We start from the raw sequence: 15682 nt of genomic DNA on the forward strand, positions 1-15682 counted from the left end.
CCTCCCACCCACCCGCCAATGGGTGACCGCCACATACCCAACCCCCGAACAACCCCCGGCCGCCGCCCGTCCTCCGGACGATCACCCGGCGGCAGGCGAACACCCCCCGGGCACTGGTTTCCCGGCGGCTCACGACACGAGGCTCGACCCTCCGGCCGACTACGCCACCCTCATCGGCGCGCTGGTGACCCAGCTGGCCGCCTCGCAGGCCGAGCCTTCCGCGATCGAGCTGAACCGGCAGGCCGATTCGCCCGGCTACACCGTCTCTGTCCTCCTCGAAGGCACGGCAGCCCCGTCCCGGGCGGCGGCCATCCAGCACGCGATGACTAATCTGGAAATATCCAGCGCGAAGGACCCAGCCCTGGGGCTGCTGTCTCGGCCGGAGATCACCGGCAATCCACCCGCATGGTGGGGAGAACTCCCCGACGACGGGATCCTGATGGAGATCAGGGTTCCTCCCGGAAGCATCGGACCGGTGCTCCGCGCTGTCGCCTCGGCCTCGATGTCCGGCCACGTCCTGCGTGGATCGGCCGCGAGTGGCGTGCTCCACCTGGCCGTACCGGATGACACACGCCTGACCGCCGTGGCTCGACTGCGAGATCAGGTGGAAGGCATTGGGGGGCGGCTTGTGGTGATTTCCGGAGCGGGCAACGGAGTTGATCGATGGGGGACGATCGGTGCCCTTGATCTGATGAAGCGGGTCAAAGCGCGCTTCGATCCGGATCGCCGGATGTCTCCGGGGCGTTTTGTGGGAGGGATCTGATGGACCCTGAGCTGATCAAGGATTGTGTGCACTGCGGGTTCTGCCTGCCGACCTGTCCCACCTACGTGCTCTGGGGCGAGGAGATGGACTCGCCTCGGGGCCGGATCCACCTCATGCAGCAGCACGTCGAAGGCACCCCGATCACGCCCGAGATGGCCGGGCATTTCGACGCTTGCCTGGGATGTATGGCCTGTGTGACCGCGTGCCCTTCCGGCGTGCAGTACGACCGCCTGATCGAGCAGACCCGCGCCGAAGTCGAACGCGAACACGTCCGGACCCCGCACGATCGCGCCATCCGCGGCCTCGTGTTCGCCCTCTTCCCGTACCCGCGCCGCCTGCGCCTGCTGAAACTCCCGATGCGCCTGGCCGGAAAGCTGCGGCCCTTCCTGGCCCGGGTGAACCCGTCACTCGGCGCGATGGCCGAACTCGCTCCCCCACCCGCCCGCCGTATTCGCCTGCCCAGACGCGTACACGCCCGAGGACCCTACCGAGCCACCGTCGGCTTGCTCACCGGCTGCGTGCAGGGCGAGTTCTTTCCCGGCGTCAACGCCGCCACCGCCCGCGTGCTCGCCATGGAAGGCTGCGACGTCATCATTCCCCCAGGTCAGGGCTGCTGCGGCGCGCTCTCCCTGCATTCCGGTTACGACGCCCGGAAGTTCGCCAAACGCACCATCGCCACCTTCGAGCGCGCCGGCGTCGACACCATCGTGGTGAACGCGGCCGGTTGTGGCTCCACGATGAAGGACTACGCCGAGATCCTCGCCGACGAACCCGAATGGGCCGCGAGAGCCGCCGCGCTCAAGGTGCGTGACCTGGCCGAATACCTCGTCGAGCTGGGCCCGGCCGCGAAACGCCACCCGCTGAACGTGACCGTCGCCTACCACGACGCCTGCCATCTCGCCCACGCGCAGGGCATCCGCGCCCAGCCCCGCGAACTGCTCAACGGCATCCCCGGCCTCACCGTGCGCGAGGTCGCCGAGTCGTCGATCTGCTGCGGGTCCGCCGGGACGTACAACCTGTTCCAGCCGGAAGCCGCCCGCGATCTGGGCGACCGTAAGGCGGAGCGGGTCCGCGCGACCGGCGCCGAGTTGCTGGTCTCCGCGAATCCCGGGTGCACGATGCAGATCACGGCCGCGATGCGCCGCGGCGGCGAGCAGCCGATCCCGGTCGCGCACACCGCCCAGGTGCTGGACGCGTCGCTGCGTGGCACGGCGGTGCGCGGATGAGCGTACAGAGCGTCGATCGGACTCTGGACATCCTGGAAGCCCTGGCCGATCAAGGCGGTGAAGCGGGCCTTTCGGAGATCGCGGCCAGAACGGGGCTGCCGTACGGGACGATCCATCGGTTGCTGCAGACGTTGCTGGCCCGGGGGTACGTGCGGCAGGAGTCCGACAGGCGGTACGCGCTGGGAGGGTCGCTGGTGCGGATCGGCGAGGTGGCCGAGCGTTTGGTGGGCGGGTGGGCGGAGCCGTACCTCACGAAGATGGTGGAATTGTCGGGCGAGACGGCGAATATGGCGGTGCTTGAGGGCGACTTCGTGGTGTATGTCGCGCAGGTGCCGTCGCCGCGGCGGTTGCGGATGTTCGCCGAGGTGGGACGGCGGGTGTTACCGCATAGTACGGCCGTCGGCAAGGTTCTCCTGGCGGACCGAGCGGACGCGGCGGCCGTCTTCGGGCGGACCGGTCTGCCCCGGCGGACCGAGCATACGATCACCAGCGTGGACCGGTTGCTGGCCGAGCTGGTGATGGTCCGGGAGCGCGGATACGCGATGGATCTCGGTGAGGAGGAGCTGGGCGTGCACTGCCTGGCCGTGCCCGTCTCGGACGGAGACCGCGTAGTGGCCGGAATGTCGGTCTCCGGCCCGGCCGACCGCATCAGCGCCCTCAACCGCGACGAACTCGCCCAAGGCCTGCGAAAGATCGCCCACGATTTCGGCGTAGAAGCCTTCGGATCTGGACGATAGGTAGGCTCCAACCATGTGCAGAAGCATCAAAACGCTGCGTCCGCCCTTCACGGACGAGGTCACTGACGACGACATCCGGGCAGCGGCACTCCAGTATGTCCGCAAGATCTCCGGCTTCCGCGCCCCCGCCGCCCACAACGCCGCCGCCTTCGACCAGGCGGTCGCCGCCATCACCGAGGCCAGCACCGCACTCCTGGCCTCCCTGGAAATCCGCGGCTCCCGCCCAGCCCCGACCCCCTGAACCCCCGGAGCGGGCACCTTCTCGCCCCAGCGATCGCAGCCTGGGCAAACATCCGGGACATCTGGGGTTCGTGAGCGTGGGCCAGGTGTATCCGCGTTCGTTCATGCCGGGCGCGTAGTCGCTGGCGCCGGGCGTGCCGGCGGGCGTGTTGTCGCCCGTGGCGATCGGCGGCATCTTGCGAGGATCGCCGATCCAGCCCCGAGCAAGCATCGGGCTGGTCGGCTGCGTCTGGGGACGAATTGCCGATCACGCAGTTCGGGCATATCCGAACTGGTTGACTTCTTCTCGTGGCAGAATGCCCGCCTTGCGACATCCCGGCCGATCGGCGTCCCTTTCGTCGCGGTGTGCTCTGGTGACGGACGCGTATGGAACTCGCTCGTGGGCTTCGGCGGAGTAGAGGCGAAGCCCACGGAAGGACTCCCCCCATGTTCGGACAGCACGCGTGGTGAACACGGACGCGCTGCCCCGGATCGATGATGCCGCGGTCATCCGCGCCTCGCTCGACCGCCCCGACGAGTTCGCCATCGTGTTCGACCGGCACGCGGACGAGATCCACGACTACGCCGCCCGCCGCCTCAATCGCGAACAAGCCGACGACGTCACCGCGGAGACATTCCTCATCGCGTTCCGCAAACGCCACCGATACGACCAGACCCGCCCCGACGCCCGCCCCTGGTTGTACGGCATCGCCGCCAACCTGATCGCGGGCCATCGACGCTCGGAGGTGCGCAGGCTCAAGGCCCTGGCCCGGGTGCCCCAGGAAGCCGTCCTCCACGAGGAGGAACGCAGCGCCGAGCGCGCCACCGCCGAGGCCATGCGCCCCGCGCTGGCGCTTGCCCTGTCCCGGCTCTCCGCCCCGCAACGGGAACTCCTGTTCCTGATCGCCTGGGCGGACCTCAGTTACGAGGAAGCCGCCGAGGCCATGCGGGTTCCTGTCGGCACGATTCGATCCCGCCTGCATCGCATCCGCGCCAAGCTCCGCGACCACCTGGAGACTCCCCATGAATGATGAAATCGAGCTTGTTGCTCAAATCCGTCCAGATGTCGAGCCTTATGACGCCGACGCCAAGATCGCCGCCCGTGCTCGATTGCGGACGAGCCGGCGGAAGGCGTACCGGATCGTGCTCGCGGGTGCGCTCGCGGTCGGCGCGGTGGCCGCCACCACCGTGGTCGCCATGAACAGACCCGAGCGGGAGGCCACCCCCGTGGTCGTGGCGATGCCGAAGATGGCGAAGATGTCCGCCGAGGAGCTGCTCGGGCGGGCCGCCGGGCAGGCCGCCGGAGATGATCTCCGGCCGCGCGCGGATCAGTACATCGAGGTCAGTTCGCAGGTCATGTACAGCGCGACCGCGGTGAGTTCCGGCGAGACAAGCCGATACCTATACCGGAACAATCGGACCATCTGGCAGTCCGCCGACGGTTCCCGAGCGGGCGTGCTGCAGAGCGAGGGTCTGGAACCCAAGGCGTACCCCGGCTGGCCGGTTCCCGATCACGCGTGGGACAACGTCGGCGATGTCAGCTTGATGAAGCTTTCGAAATGCGAAGCGGGACCGTTGTGGTACCGGTATGACTACGTCTCTCTCAGTCAATGGCCCGACGATGTGACCGGAATGAGGGCCTTTCTCTACAACGAAGGGCGGAACGGGAACGGACCGGATCAGGCGGCGTGGACCGCGGTCGGGGACATTCTTCGCGAGAACTACGTTCCCCCCGCGCAGCGGGCGGCTCTCTTCAAGGCCGCCGCGACCATTCCCGGTGTCACGGTGAACGAGAACGCGCAGGACGCCGCCGGACGCCACGGGCTCGGCGCGGGGCGCGAGTTCCTGGGAATCCGGCAGGAGATCGTCTTCGACGCCACGACTTATGAACTCCTCGGCGAACGTCAGGTGGTCGTCGACGCGGAGCAGGCCAAGGCGCCGGTCGGCAGCGTGCTGGCGTCAACCGCCCAGCTGGAGGTGAAGATCACCGACACTGTTCCCGCGGTCGCAGACGACCCCGGCCTGGTCTGCCCAGAACCCGCCTCAAGCCCAGCCCCGGCCACGGACTCCAGCAAAAGCCCCACAACCGAACCCAGCAGCCCAAGCCCGTCGTAAGACGCCAGCCTTAGCCGAGTAATGGAAGGCCGCCGAACCCCATCGCAAGCGTCAGCCCAGGCCGCGTAATGGGGACCAACCGCAGTCCGGTTTATCCCTCAACCAGTGGATTTGATCCGGTTTGACCAACACATCGTCGTTGCCTGTCAAACCGGACCAACCCCACTCGGGTCACACTGCGGAATCAGGCCGAATGTCGTACAACGTGGCGGAGACCAAGTCGGGTCACGTTGTGGGCGTCTGGCCGAACGTCTGGAGCCTGCCGTCGGGTCGCACGTTGGGGTTGGTCAGGCGCACTGGTCGAGCATCGTGGCCTTGTCGGGGGCGGTGACGGGGAGGTCGTATTTCAGGGCTACCTGGGCGAAGCGGACTGCGTAGGAGCAGCGGATCTTGCGGGTGGGCGGGAGCCAGGAGGACGGGCCGGAGTCGCCTTTGGAGGAGTTCATGGAGCCGTCGACCGCGAGCAGATTGAGAGGGTCGTTGCTGATCTGCTTGCGTTTGGCGTCGGTCCAGCGGGACGCGCCCATCTGCCAGTCGTAGGACAGCGGCATGATGTGATCGATCTGGATCTCGGACGCGTCGGCCTTCTGCCAGTCGACGGTCTTCTCGGTGTACGGATCGAAGATCGTCATCTCCATGACCACACAATCCGACCCATCCCGATATTTCAACCCCGTCCCATCACGCTGGAGGATGTCATTCCGGGTGTCACACCCATTCCGGGCGTACGGAATGTCGTCCGCGTTGTCCGCCCAGGCGTACCCGAACTCATCCCGGTCATAGCCGGTCTTCGGCCCCCGCCCCTTCGTGGCCACCTTCTCGATCAGCTCACGCGCAGCCGCACGATCCTCCTCTGAGGTGATCGCCGCCAGCCCCGGCTTGGTCCCATCCGGATTGTCCAGGGGGCTGGTGCCGGTCACTCCCCCTTCCCCACTCTGCTTGACCCGATCGCCGGGCGAGTCTAACCCGATGCCCGCATCCAACGGCGCACACCCACTCACCACAACAACCGCCATGATCATCCCGACGATCGCCTTGCGCACCGCTACCCCCAGGTCAAGAAATCACCAACTTAGGTATAGCAAATGCCCATAAATCCATCATTTATGGGTCATCCCGGCGACCTTCGATCATGGGCAGGGCCACCAGGGCGAACATGAGCGCCTGAATGGTGGGCGCACGGAAGAACTCCGGCGAGCGTCCGCGCCTGTGGCGGCAAAGGCCTCTGTGCTCAGGTGATCAGGAAGGTTGCCCCGCCTCGCGGCCGGAGGGCGGTTGTCCAGCGCACGGCCCGCAAACGAAGCCCACCGGCGAGAACGCCAGGACGCGCCACGCCGACGCCGCCAGAAGGGCCGCCGACAAGACCGACAGCGAGTGCGGCTAACCCCCGCCCACCGCTGGAGCCGCCCTGGAGGCGGCCGAGCGCCAGGGTCGCGAGGGCTTGCACGGGAGGAGCTTCCCGGCAAACCTCCGCGAAAATGGCAGCCGCGGGGAGACCCAGGGACGAGCAATCAAGAAATCGCCCAGCCTCCAACCGGAGGCGGTTAGCCGGGCAGCGGTTGTTCGGACTCCGACCCGGAACTGGCCCGCCGCCTGCGTGGTCCGTTCGAGACCAGCATGGCCCTTGAGCTGCCTCGGCCGGGTAGCGCTGGTGAGTAACCGCTTGGGCGCGGTGATGAGGTCTTCTCGCCCGCCACGGACAGGCCGGTGAAGGAGTCCGTGCTCGCCATGGCCGAGGACGCCACCTGGAGTCTGGGGTCCTTCGCGATTCCGTCGGCGGAGGCCCCGGAGGCGGTTGGCCGGAGGCGGCCGAGTGCCAGGGTCGCAAAGGGCGGGATGGGAGAACCACGATGCCGTGGCTGTCGGTTTGTTCGGCAGCCACGGCGATGGCGGGGGCGGGCGGAGCCCGCGGGTAAACAGAGGGCTGGGTGGGTGGGAGAAATTCGGGAAGCTTCTGCGGATGTCGTACGTGGTGGCGGTTAGGTGATCAGGATGCCGCCGTCGACCGGGAGGGTGGCGCCGGTTATGTAGGAGCCAGCGGTGGAGGCGAGGAAGACGGCTGCTGACACCAGTTCGGCGGGGTCTCCGGGGCGGCCCATGGGGACCCTTCGGGTGAGCATCCGGTCCAGGTAGCCATCGGGGTACTCGTCGGTCATTTCCGAGGCGAAGAAGCCGGGTTCCAGGCAGTTGACGCGGATTCCCCGGCGGGAGGTCCATTGCTGGGCGAGGTCTCGGGTGAGTCCGATGATCGCCGCCTTGGACGCGCTGTAGGCGGCCTGCGGGAGTTCGGCCGTCGTCTCCCCCAGGATGCTGCCGATGTTGACGATCGAGGACCCCGGCCGCATCACCCGGGCACACGCCTGCGCCATCCAGTAACTGCCGTGCAGGTTGACATCCACCACCCGCCGGAACTCCTCGGGCGACTCCTTCAGGGCGGGCACCGCCGTACCCACCCCAGCGTTGTTGATCAGGACATCAACCTGACCGAACTCCCCCATGGCCGCATCCACCAGCGCCTGGCAATCCTCAGGCACAGCCACATCAGTCGAAACCGCGAGACAGCGGCGACCGGTCTCCTCGACCAGCCGCCGCGTATCCGCCAACCGTTCCACCCGGCGGGCGCCGATCACCACATCCGCGCCCGCTTCCGCGAAGCCGCGCGCGAACGCGACCCCCAGCCCGGAGGAAGCCCCCGTGACCACCACAACTTTGCCGTCCAGCCGGAATCGCTCCAGAATCACCCGGCCACCATACCGAACCCCGTTCTAAAGGGTTCTAGAGGCCGTACTCCTTCACGATCCGCTCGTGCCGTTCGGCTTCGACCCCGACCTCGCGGGAGAGGTCCAGCCAGGCCAGCGGATGCACCCACTGCTCGGTCGCGTCGTCGAGCACCGCGTCCAGCTCGGCCGCAGTGACCGTCGGCGGGATCGCGATCCAGCCGAACACGCCGGGCAGCGGCTCACCCGTGCCAGGGTGCGTGACCTTGTAGCTGTCGTCGCTGTAGACCCACATCGGCCAGCCACGCTCGGCCAGCAACTCGTTGAACTCGGTCCACTCGTGCTCGCCGGGCGCGGCGCCGTCGAAGAACCAGCTGGTGAACCCACCCGGCCGGAGAATGGACACCCCCGCGAACGGGATGACGAAGTTCTCGCGCTCCTCCTCGGAGTCCGGGATCGGCTCCAAGGGACGCGGGTCCACCACGACGACGTCCCCCGCGTTGTACTCCATGCCGCGCGGCTGCGGAATCGCCAGGCGCGCGGTCGCCGGACCGGTGCGCACCGCCAGCACCTCCCGCTGGCTGCCGTCGGGCGCGGGCAGGATGGCCCGGATGAGGTGCCATTCCTCCTCGATCGGCCCTTCCGCCGACTGCAGGGGCATGCCCAGCTTGGCCGCGCCCTCGCGCACGGTCGCCCAGTCCTCGGTGGCGGTGGCCAGCACGATGACGCGCCAGATGTCCTCTTCCTCGCCCTCGGCGCCCTCCGCCAGCACCGGCTTGAGGATCTCGGCCGCGGCCGCGTTGTCCCCCAGATGCTGCACGGCGGCCGACCACAGCCGGCGGCCCTCAAGCCCGGCCCCGTCCTGAACGGCCAGCTCGGCCTCGGCTGAGGTCTCCTCCCACCGCTCCCTGGCCCGGTAGAGCCGCGCCAGCGCCAGATGCGACTCCGGCGAGGTCAGCCGGGAGGCCAGGTCGAGCACCCGATCGTCCTGCTCGGCCTCGATCAGCAGACCGGTCAGGTACGCGATGTCCTCCTCTTCGGCGTTCGCCGGATCGGCGTCCACCACGATCATCTTCCAGTAGATGTCGGCCCCCACCGGCGCATACCCCAGGAACCCCAGGGTCGTGGTGTGCCGCCGCGTGGCCTCCAGATCCTTGCCGGACTGCGGCCACAGCCAGCCCACCCAGCGCTCCGGATCCGCGGTGCGGCCGTCGGCCGCGTCGAAGTAGGAGACCAGCTCGCCCTGCGGCCCGGGCGGGGGCACGTCGGGAGCCGCGTCGGCCGCCGCGCGCAGTTCGGCGATCCGCTCCGCCAGCCCGGCCGTGGACTGCAGCTCCGGCAGCACGGCCTCGGCCAGATCGGCCAGCTCGCGCGCCTGCCAGGCCCCCTGCCGGGCGATCGCCAGATGCCCGGCGGTCAGCGCCAGCTCCACCTGGGCCCGATGCCCGCCCATCGTCTCGAAGTAGCTCATCCACTGCCGCATGACGCGGCCCAGCTGCCAGCTGTTGGCGATCGACGCCCCCGCCGCCAGCTTCCTGACGACCTGCGACCACTCCACCCACTCGCGCGGGTGCTCGCCGACCACGTCCAGGTCGGGCAGCGACTCGACAGCGTCCTCGATCCGCCCCAGTTCGGCGAGGATGCCGGAGTGCAGCAGCCCCTCCCGGCGCGCCTTGGCGACCGGATCGTCGGGCTTGAACCCGTTGGCGGCGTGCAGGGCGGCCAGCGCGTCCTCACCGCGGCCGACCGCCAGCAGTGCCCGGGCGGACACCGCGGCCAGCTCCCAGGAGGCCTCCCTGCCCGCGCCGCGCAGCCGCTCCACGGCCGCCTCGGCGTAGGTGACGGCCTCGGCCGGCTTGCCGTCGTCCAGCAGCGCCGCCACATACTGCGTGGTGAGCCCGGAGAAGGCGAGCGAGTCGGGACCGACCGTGCCGAGCGCGCGGCCGAGGATGGCCAGGCGCTCGTCCGCGTAGCCAGGCCCGTCCGTGTTGGCCAGGGTGATCGCCAGCGCCTCAGCCGCGGCCGAGGCGGCCGGGCAGTCACTGACGTCGGACCGCTGGGCGAATTCGGCCAGCTCCCGGGCGTCCGCGAGGGCGACGGCGCCGTTGGCCCGGTCACCCACCCGGCCGATCACGTGCCAGTATCGCGCGAAGAGCTCCAGCCACGGCTGTTCCAGCTCCTCCGCCTGCTGCGCGACGGCTGGGGCCACGACGTCGAGCTGGCCGTATCGCCCCTCCAGCGCCTGGGCGGGCACGTCGCCCAGCGCCATCGCCAAACCGGCGTTTCCGGCTTCATGAAGTTGCCGCTGGGTGCCACCGACCCACGACCAGATGTCCACGTCCATGGGCAGTCAGTCTGCCAGGTCACCGACCATGACCCAAACGCGCGCGCGTCAACGCCGAACCCACCCGCCACAGAAGATGGATACGCCCCCAAATGCCGCGTTCTTCGGGGTTTTTGGGTCTAAATCACGATGTCGTGGTACTCACCGGAGGCGACCAGGGCGGCCGGGCCGGTGAGGTAGCTGGTATCGGCGTCGAGCGTGATCTTCAGGGTGCCGCCGAGCACGCGGACCTTCCAGACCCCGGTCTTCTCCCCGGAGGCGTGCGCGGCCGCCACGGCGGTGGCCACCGCGCCGGTGCCGCAGGAGCGGGTCTCGCCGGAGCCGCGCTCGTAGACGCGCATGGAGACGGCGTGGTCGCCCACCGGGTTGATCAGCTCGATGTTGACACCGTCGGGGTAGACCGCGTGGTCATAGCGTGGCTGGGCGTCCAGATCGAGCTCGGTGACCGGGTCGTCGATCACGCAGGCCAGGTGCGGGTTGCCAATGGTCACGTTCAGGCCGCGATACTCCCGCCCGTTCAGCCAGGTACGGCTCTCGCCGAGGACCTTCGGGCGGCCCATGTCGACGGTGACGTCCCCCGCCATCCCGAGCCTGACCCGCTTCACGCCATCGCGGGTCGCGACGCCGAACTCCCCGGCGGTTGCCAGCCCCGCGTCGACGAGATAGCGGGCGAAGACGCGCACGCCGTTCCCGCACATCTCGGCCAGGCTGCCGTCGGCGTTGCGGTAGTCCATGAACCACTCGGCCTGGGCGGCGTATCGCTCGGCCTCGGCCACGAACTTCGAGGGCACGACCCGCAGGACGCCGTCGCCGCCGATCCCGGCCCGCCGGTCGCACAACCGGGCGACCAGCTCCGCGGACAGGTCCAGCCGCCCTTCGAGATCAGGCAGGATGACGAAGTCGTTCTCCGTCCCATGCCCCTTCACAAACCGCATGTCGCCAGCCTAGCGGCCTGATCGACAAGGTCGGGCGCGTCATACGGCAGCCACCGCACCCGGGGATCCCGGCGGAACCAGGACTCCTGCCGGCGCGCGAACCTCCTGGTCGCCCTGACCGTTTCGGCCCGCGCCTCCTCCTCCGACCACTCGCCGTCCAGAAACCGCAGCACCTGGGCATACCCGAGGGCTCGGCTGGCGGTCAGCCCGCCCGCCAGGCCCTCTTCCCTGAGCGTACGGACTTCGTCCACGAACCCTGCCCCCCACATGCGCTCGACCCGGAGCTCGATCCGCTCGTCCAGCTCCGGCCGGGGGACTTCCAGGCCGATCTGGACGCTCGGGTAGACCGAGTCGTAGGACGGCATCGTGGCCGAGAACGGGCGGCCGGAGAACTCGATGACCTCCAGGGCGCGGACGATGCGGCGGCCGTTGGTGGGCAGGATCGCGGCGGCGGCGGCCGGATCGGCTTCGGCCAGCCGGGCGTACAGAACGGACGGGCCCGACTCGGCCAGCTCGTGCTCCAGACGGGAACGGATGTCGGGATCCGTCCCCGGGAACTCGAGATCGTCCAGCGCGGCCCGCACGTACAGGCCGGAACCGCCGACCAGGATCGCGGCCACACCCCTGCTCCGCAGGTCGTCGATCAGCGGGCGGACCAGCTTCTGGTACTCGGCGACGCTGGCCGTGCGAGTAACGTCCCATATGTCGAGTAAATGATGCAATACACCTTTTCGTTCGGGGATAGTCAGCTTGGCCGTGCCGATGTCCATTCCTCGGTAAAGCTGCATCGAGTCCGCGTTGATGGCCTCGCCGCCCAGCCGCAACGCCAAATCGACGGCCAGGTCGGACTTTCCGGCCGCCGTGGGCCCCACGACGGCGATCACTGGTAGTTGCCCCACCCGGTAAGTGTCCCAAGCCCCGGGGTAACAATTAGTCGTACGGTGCCACGTCGCGCCGCGAAACGGGGGATTTCAAGATGTCGATCTTCGACAAGGTCAAGGAGAAACTCGCCGGCAAGGTGGAGGACGCCGCCAACAAAGGCGTCGACAAGGCGGCGCACATCGCCAAGGAGAAAACCGGCGGCAAGTACGACAAGTACGTCGACACCGCCGCCGAAAAGGCCAAGGAGACCACCGACAAGATCGACGGCCAGCCCGGCTGATCCCGCCCTGACGGCGCCAGTCACACTCGCGGAGGACACAATGTCGTTCTTTCACAAGGTACGGGAGATCTTCGGCGGCACCGGAGACAAGGCGCAGGACATCCCCTCGCAGACGAAGGCCACCGGCGGGAACGTCAGGATGCGCCAGGGCGCGGACTCCGCCACGGATCGGGCCAGCGGCATGAAGCAGGACCCGCGGGACAGGTCCGGAGCCATGAGGCATGACCCGCAGGACGGGTCCGGAGGCATGAAGCAGGACCCGCAGGACAAGCCCGGAGGCATGAAGCAGGACGCGCGGGACAAGTCGGGCGGCATGCGCGACAAGGTCGAGGACAAGGTCATGGACGGCATCGACAGCGCCGCACGCGCAGCCGACAGGGCCACGGGCGGCAAGTACCGCGACCAGATCAACAAGGGCACCGACGCCGCCAGAAGGGCCGCCGACAAGATCGACGGCGAGCCCGGCTAACCCCCGCCCACCACTGGAGCCGCCCTGACCCAGGGGCGGCTCCCCGCTTCACCCCCAAACACAGAGTGCGGCCCAGCCCACGCTTTAACGGCTCCCCCACTTCACAGGACTGAGGCGGCATCAACCCCACGCACAACCGCTGGACGAACTAGCCTGCGAAACGCTGCCAGGGCGCCTAGAGACCTCCCCAAAGGCCCGCACAGAACGCCCTAGAACAGCGCCAATGGCAGCCGGCCTTCGTGAGTGAGCAGCCAGCGCTTGGATTCCACGCCATCGCCGCCGCTGAACCCGCCGAGCCCATCGCCCGCCAGGACGCGATGGCATGGCACGATGATCGGAATCGGATTGCTTCCCATGATCGATCCGATCCCTCTGGCGGGCACGCCCGTCTCGTCGGCCAGATCGCCGTAGGTGACCACCTTCCCGAACGGCACCGACTCATACAGCAGCCCGAGCACCCGGCGCTGGCTCCCCGACATCAACCGCCAGTCGACGGCAACGGTGAACTCCCGTAACTCCCCCGCGAAATAGGCCGCCAGCTCTGCCCGCACCCGGCTCACCCGCGCGTCGTCCTCGACGATCGGCAGCCCCAACCGCGCGGCGAACCTCTCCCGAGCCCGCGTCGAGTCCCGGAAGTTCATCCCCACGACACCGGCCGGGGTGACTGCGGCCAGCACGTCTCCCAGCTCGGTGGGAACACTCCCGAAGGCAACCGTCTCAGTCATGGCCTCATTCTCCGCCCTGCCACCGACAGTTTCAGCGCGGGCGAGACATAGAGAGGCCCGTGCGGAATACCGCACCGCACGGGCCTTTCTGAGCGAGGGCTTCCCCGATCCCTCACCCACGAAACCTGGTGAATCGACGAGGCGTCCGTTCGCCGGGAGCGCGGGGTTTCACTCTGGCGACGCCGTGATCTTGCCCTGTGCAACCTGGACGGTAATGGCCTTTCCCGACCGGATGGCACACGACGGGGTGATGCCTCGTATTACTCGTGATCTGGACAGCTGCGGCGGTGAGTCGCCAGCCAGCGGCTGTCTATGGGACGGGTTTTGGTTAGTAGCCGCCGACCGGGCCTCCGGGTTCTACCGCACCCGCGCCGCTGCCACGGTCGATTTCATCGGGGTTGTCAGTGGGGCCCGTGGTGGGTTTGGGCTTGGTAGTTGCGGGGGTCTTGGGGGTCGTTTCAGTGGGTTTGTCCTTCTTGGTGGTGGTGTTCTGGGCAGGGGGATCGGCCTGGCCGCCTTGGGCGCTGTTGCCCGGGTCGTCGCCGGCCGGATCGCTGTCCTGCTTGGTGGACCCGTCCGGTTCGCCGGACTCGGCGGGGGCTTCCGCGGGATCGTCGGCGAGCGGAGCGGTGGCGTCCTCCGGAGTTGTAGAGGTGGGGGCTGGTTGCGTGATAGGTGTGTCGTTACTGGACATCGCGTACACGACCCCGCCGCCTCCCACGGCGGCCGCCACCAGGGCGACGCCGATCAGGATGGCGCGAGGATTGCCGCGCGAGCGCGGTCGTTTGGGGCGGTTTCTGCCGGTTGGCGTGGATCCGTCCATCGGGGGAACTCCCTGCGGGTGGGCTGCTGCTCGGGAACCTCAACGGCTTCCGAAGGGTTCCGCCAGACTAGCCAAGAACAAGAAAGAGATGCACAAAAATGATGTTTTAGGCATCTAACGGGCAGGTCAGGGGCGGTTTCGGACGAATCGGCCGGGGACAAATCCCGGCGACAGCCTCGGCATGCGAGGCCTCCGCGCCAAGGCTTGGGAGCCTAGCGGGGACGAATCAGCGGGAGCCAAAGCCCGTCCGCCCCGCAGGCTCGGCCGCCGGGTTCTGGGTCCACTCAGCGGGAGCCGAAGTTCTGGGTCCACCAGGGGCCGCCGTCGCCGAGTCGTACGCCGATGCCGATGGCTTTGAGGTCGCAGTTCATGATGTTGGCGCGGTGACCGGGGCTGTCCAGCCAGGCGTCGACCACCTCTCGGGGAGTGCGCTGACCTCGGGCGATGTTCTCGGCGGCGGGGTAAGCGTAGCCGGTGGCCCTGATCCTGTCCCACGGGGAACGGCCGTCGAGCGAATCATGGCTGAAGTAGCGGCGCGCGGCCATGTCGGCGGAGTGCGCGCGGGCGGCTGTGCGCAACCGTTCTTCCGTACGCAACGGGCGACAACCTTCCCCCTGGCGAGCGGCATTGGTCAAGCGCACGGCCTCGTCTTCCAGTGACCGCATAGCCCCGTCCGTCCGGCGTTCCGGTTGGGTCGGGGAGGTGGCGGAACGTTTGGGAACACTGCCGAGACGTCCGGATTTATCCTCAGATCCCCGTGCGTCGGCGACAGCGGACCCGGGCTTGGAGATTCTCCGCGCCTTGGCCGTCGGACTCGGCTTGCGCGATTTGGAAGCGCTGGCGGACGACTTCGTAGGCACCACGTACGAGTCGACCGGAACCGGTGATTCCTCCGTCAGATCCCCGGCCACCCGGCTACCACTCGATCCGCACGCGACCGCACCGACCACAAGAGCGCTCAGGCCGACGGCCAACCAGGCACTGCGCCGCCCAAACCGGGGCATCCGCGAACCCTCCTTGCCGATGTCTTGGGGAATTCCATGCCACCCGCATGGATGAGCGACCACACTAACCTCAATAACGAATTCACGGCGCAGGAATCACGAAAGAATCACGACATTGCCGGACTTCTCATCACCACGCATGAATTGGCCCCGAACATTGCTGGCAACGGCAGGCGCAACCACCGTCCTCGCCACCGCCGGCTTAGGCGTCTGGCTCGCCATCACCATCGAAGAGACCTCCGGCCCCAGCCAAACCCCCTTCACAGCACAAACTCCCAGCCAAACCGCCCTCCCCCAATCAGGCGGCCCAGTCCCCCCAAACAATCACCAAACCCCCACCCCACCTCCCATAACCCCACTGCCCACACTCCCCGAAGCCCTCACCAACCTCGGCCCCCTGGCCGGCGGCCTCCTCGGCTCCCGCCCCCTCCCACTCCCCACCC

17 protein-coding genes are annotated in these 15682 nt (G+C 68.3%); 8 read left to right on the forward strand and 9 right to left on the reverse strand.

The features are described from left to right. The 6 genes from Aple_RS50700 to Aple_RS50725 all read left to right on the forward strand — a co-directional run. Nucleotides 1-763 (forward strand): FAD-binding oxidoreductase (locus Aple_RS50700; RefSeq protein ID WP_507768651.1); only part of this gene is annotated, 763 nt, incomplete at its 5' end. Next, complete coding sequence (locus Aple_RS50705; RefSeq protein ID WP_155351987.1) at nucleotides 763-1989, forward strand: (Fe-S)-binding protein; 1227 nt, start codon at nucleotides 763-765, stop codon at nucleotides 1987-1989. The genes Aple_RS50700 and Aple_RS50705, both read left to right, overlap by 1 nt. Further along, nucleotides 1986-2726 (forward strand): IclR family transcriptional regulator, encoded by a 741-nt coding sequence (locus tag Aple_RS50710; RefSeq protein ID WP_155351988.1) that lies wholly within the window; start codon nucleotides 1986-1988, stop codon nucleotides 2724-2726. The genes Aple_RS50705 and Aple_RS50710 overlap by 4 nt, the downstream gene beginning before the upstream one ends. 13 nt (nucleotides 2727-2739) lie before the next feature. Further along, on the forward strand, nucleotides 2740-2967 hold the full coding sequence (locus Aple_RS50715; RefSeq protein WP_155351989.1) for a DUF2277 family protein: 228 nt from the start codon (nucleotides 2740-2742) through the stop codon (nucleotides 2965-2967). A 442-nt stretch (nucleotides 2968-3409) separates the two neighbouring features. Next, nucleotides 3410-3976, forward strand: a complete 567-nt coding sequence (locus Aple_RS50720) for an RNA polymerase sigma factor (protein WP_155351990.1) — start codon at nucleotides 3410-3412, stop codon at nucleotides 3974-3976. Further along, entirely contained in the window at nucleotides 3969-5060 is a 1092-nt protein-coding gene (locus Aple_RS50725) for a CU044_5270 family protein (RefSeq protein WP_155351991.1), read from the forward strand. Before Aple_RS50720 ends, Aple_RS50725 begins: the two co-directional genes overlap by 8 nt. A 287-nt stretch (nucleotides 5061-5347) precedes the next feature. Here the strand turns inward: Aple_RS50725 and Aple_RS50730 are convergent, their stop codons facing one another. From Aple_RS50730 to miaA, 6 genes are all read right to left on the reverse strand, one after another. Continuing rightward, nucleotides 5348-5980: an HNH endonuclease family protein gene (locus Aple_RS50730; RefSeq protein ID WP_246265619.1), complete on the reverse strand. Its 633-nt coding sequence runs from the start codon at nucleotides 5978-5980 to the stop codon at nucleotides 5348-5350. A gap of 311 nt (nucleotides 5981-6291) precedes the next feature. Then, nucleotides 6292-6507, reverse strand: coding sequence for a hypothetical protein (locus tag Aple_RS50735; protein ID WP_155351992.1), 216 nt, complete (start codon nucleotides 6505-6507; stop codon nucleotides 6292-6294). A 532-nt stretch (nucleotides 6508-7039) separates the two neighbouring features. Beyond that, the gene (locus tag Aple_RS50740) at nucleotides 7040-7801 is read right to left on the reverse strand and encodes an SDR family NAD(P)-dependent oxidoreductase (RefSeq protein ID WP_246265621.1); all 762 of its coding nucleotides are present in this window, start codon (nucleotides 7799-7801) and stop codon (nucleotides 7040-7042) included. 34 nt (nucleotides 7802-7835) lie between these two features. Then, the gene (locus Aple_RS50745) at nucleotides 7836-10121 is read right to left on the reverse strand and encodes a tetratricopeptide repeat protein (protein WP_155351993.1); all 2286 of its coding nucleotides are present in this window, start codon (nucleotides 10119-10121) and stop codon (nucleotides 7836-7838) included. Between the two features lie 119 nt (nucleotides 10122-10240). After that, nucleotides 10241-11056: a diaminopimelate epimerase gene (gene dapF / locus Aple_RS50750; RefSeq protein WP_155351994.1), complete on the reverse strand. Its 816-nt coding sequence runs from the start codon at nucleotides 11054-11056 to the stop codon at nucleotides 10241-10243. Beyond that, complete coding sequence (miaA, locus tag Aple_RS50755; RefSeq protein ID WP_155351995.1) at nucleotides 11044-11955, reverse strand: tRNA (adenosine(37)-N6)-dimethylallyltransferase MiaA; 912 nt, start codon at nucleotides 11953-11955, stop codon at nucleotides 11044-11046. Before miaA ends, dapF begins: the two co-directional genes overlap by 13 nt. Nucleotides 11956-12032: 77 nt before the next feature. On the opposite strand from miaA, the gene Aple_RS50760 reads away from it, so the two are divergent. Beyond that, complete coding sequence (locus Aple_RS50760) at nucleotides 12033-12218, forward strand: antitoxin (protein ID WP_155351996.1); 186 nt, start codon at nucleotides 12033-12035, stop codon at nucleotides 12216-12218. Nucleotides 12219-12258: 40 nt separating this feature from the next. Next, nucleotides 12259-12687 (forward strand): antitoxin, encoded by a 429-nt coding sequence (locus tag Aple_RS54055; protein ID WP_218038941.1) that lies wholly within the window; start codon nucleotides 12259-12261, stop codon nucleotides 12685-12687. 209 nt (nucleotides 12688-12896) lie between these two features. Here Aple_RS54055 and Aple_RS50770 read toward each other — a convergent pair whose 3' ends face one another. From Aple_RS50770 to Aple_RS56115, 3 genes are all read right to left on the reverse strand, one after another. Continuing rightward, entirely contained in the window at nucleotides 12897-13412 is a 516-nt protein-coding gene (locus Aple_RS50770) for a methylated-DNA--[protein]-cysteine S-methyltransferase (protein WP_155351997.1), read from the reverse strand. 328 nt (nucleotides 13413-13740) lie between these two features. Next, nucleotides 13741-14235, reverse strand: coding sequence for a hypothetical protein (locus tag Aple_RS50775; protein WP_155351998.1), 495 nt, complete (start codon nucleotides 14233-14235; stop codon nucleotides 13741-13743). Nucleotides 14236-14519: 284 nt separating this feature from the next. Continuing rightward, the gene (locus Aple_RS56115; protein WP_155351999.1) at nucleotides 14520-15239 is read right to left on the reverse strand and encodes a CAP domain-containing protein; all 720 of its coding nucleotides are present in this window, start codon (nucleotides 15237-15239) and stop codon (nucleotides 14520-14522) included. Between the last annotated feature and the right edge of the window lie 443 nt (nucleotides 15240-15682).

Origin of the sequence: Acrocarpospora pleiomorpha, from assembly GCF_009687885.1 — a bacterium.
Classification (GTDB): Bacteria; Actinomycetota; Actinomycetes; order Streptosporangiales; family Streptosporangiaceae; genus Acrocarpospora; species Acrocarpospora pleiomorpha.

Bases quoted from the DNA above. Each gene is read 5' to 3' on its own strand.
- Aple_RS50745 (WP_155351993.1), bottom strand. From the start codon at position 10,121: ATGGACGTGGACATCTGGTCGTGGGTCGGTGGCACCCAGCGGCAACTT.
- Aple_RS54055 (WP_218038941.1), top strand. From the start codon at position 12,259: ATGTCGTTCTTTCACAAGGTACGGGAGATCTTCGGCGGCACCGGAGAC.
- Aple_RS56115 (WP_155351999.1), bottom strand. From the start codon at position 15,239: ATGCCCCGGTTTGGGCGGCGCAGTGCCTGGTTGGCCGTCGGCCTGAGC.
- Aple_RS50775 (WP_155351998.1), bottom strand. From the start codon at position 14,235: ATGGACGGATCCACGCCAACCGGCAGAAACCGCCCCAAACGACCGCGC.
- Aple_RS50710 (WP_155351988.1), top strand. From the start codon at position 1,986: ATGAGCGTACAGAGCGTCGATCGGACTCTGGACATCCTGGAAGCCCTG.
- dapF (WP_155351994.1), bottom strand. From the start codon at position 11,056: ATGCGGTTTGTGAAGGGGCATGGGACGGAGAACGACTTCGTCATCCTG.
- Aple_RS50760 (WP_155351996.1), top strand. From the start codon at position 12,033: ATGTCGATCTTCGACAAGGTCAAGGAGAAACTCGCCGGCAAGGTGGAG.
- Aple_RS50725 (WP_155351991.1), top strand. From the start codon at position 3,969: ATGAATGATGAAATCGAGCTTGTTGCTCAAATCCGTCCAGATGTCGAG.
- Aple_RS50705 (WP_155351987.1), top strand. From the start codon at position 763: ATGGACCCTGAGCTGATCAAGGATTGTGTGCACTGCGGGTTCTGCCTG.
- Aple_RS50715 (WP_155351989.1), top strand. From the start codon at position 2,740: ATGTGCAGAAGCATCAAAACGCTGCGTCCGCCCTTCACGGACGAGGTC.
- Aple_RS50770 (WP_155351997.1), bottom strand. From the start codon at position 13,412: ATGACTGAGACGGTTGCCTTCGGGAGTGTTCCCACCGAGCTGGGAGAC.